This is a genomic window from Streptomyces apricus, from assembly GCF_008369065.1.
GTDB classification, from domain to species: Bacteria; Actinomycetota; Actinomycetes; order Streptomycetales; family Streptomycetaceae; genus Streptomyces; species Streptomyces apricus.
The window spans coordinates 1-1,279 of sequence record NZ_VDFC01000217.1; the positions used below are offsets into that span (position 1 = coordinate 1).

Annotated in this window: 1 protein-coding gene; it reads left to right on the forward strand. The window is 72.9% G+C overall.

Features of this window, described 5'->3' with window-relative positions; translation table 11 throughout:
* Window positions 1-358: 358 nt before the first annotated feature.
* A complete protein-coding gene (locus FGF04_RS39280; RefSeq protein WP_149516172.1) occupies window positions 359-1,141 on the forward strand; it encodes a thioesterase II family protein in 783 nt (260 codons plus the stop codon).
* Window positions 1,142-1,279: the final 138 nt, after the last annotated feature.

Here is a 1,279-nt window from a genome sequence, read left to right on the forward strand (position 1 = left end):
CACCCGCCCCTGGCCACCCGCACCCTGGGCAGTCCAAGGTGGGCACCGGTCGGCCGCAGACCACCGCACCGCCACCCGCCACCCATCACCCGCGAGCCCGCACCGCCGCGCGGCCGGGGTGCCGGCGCGGCGGCGTGTGCGCCCGGCGGTGAAAACACCTGACCGGCAGTTGCGCCCTATTGCGAAGAACACCCCGGTGTATTTCCTGCGGCACCGGGACGCCACCTCTTTCCCGTATCCGCAGCACATATCCGCAGCACATATCCCTTGGAGGAGCGGTGCGCACCCATTCACGGCACACCCGAAATCCGGCCCTGTTCGCGCCGGCCGGATTCTCATTCGCGGCGAGGTGTGAGGCATGAACGCCCTTCCCGAACTGGTCGCCGAAAGCCCCTACATCTGGCGTGCCCGCCGCAGCGGGCACCGCCACCGCCTGATCTGCTTCCCCCATGCCGGGGCCGGCGCCGGCGCCTACGCCGACTGGGCCCGCCTGCTGCCCCCCGAGATCGAGCTGGCCGCCGTGCAGCTGCCCGGCCGCCAGAACCGCATCGCCGAGGCCCCCGTCACCGCGGTCGCCCCCCTGGTCAGGGTGCTCACCCAGGCCCTGCGCCCGGTCCTGGACGGCGCGTTCTCCTTCTTCGGCCACTCCGGCGGCGCCGTGCTGGCCTTCGAAGTGGCCCGCGCCCTGCAGGCCGCCAACGGCCCGCGCCCCAGCTGCCTGTTCCTGTCGGCCCAGTCCGCCCCGGGAACCACCGGCCGCATCACCCAGCTGCACGACCTGGACGACGACGAGCTTGCGGCCGAGGTCGTGCGGCTGGGCGGGATCGAGCCCGAGATCGCCCAGGACCAGGACGTCATGGACGCCCTGCTGCCCACCCTGCGCGCCGACTTCGACCTGTGGGAGCACCACCGCATCGCCCCCGGACCCCGCCTGGAGATCCCCATCACCGTCCTGAGCGGGACCAGCGACCCGCGCGCCCCCCTGGACACCCTCGACGGCTGGCGCGAGCAGACCCACGCCCCCCTGACCCAGCGGCTCTATCCCGGCGGCCACTTCTACTTCCTGCACGACCCGAGCGAACTCATCCAGGACATCAGCCAGGTGCTGTTGAAGACCGACCGGACAGGGAGCCTTTCATGAGCACCTCCGACAACCTGGACCCCGCCCTCGTGGCCGCGTTGGCCGACGCGGTCCGCGCGGTGCCGGGCATCGGGCAGTGCGCCGCCGTGGTCCGCCAGGGCGCGCGCACCGTGCTGCCCGAACTCGACCCGGCCGCCC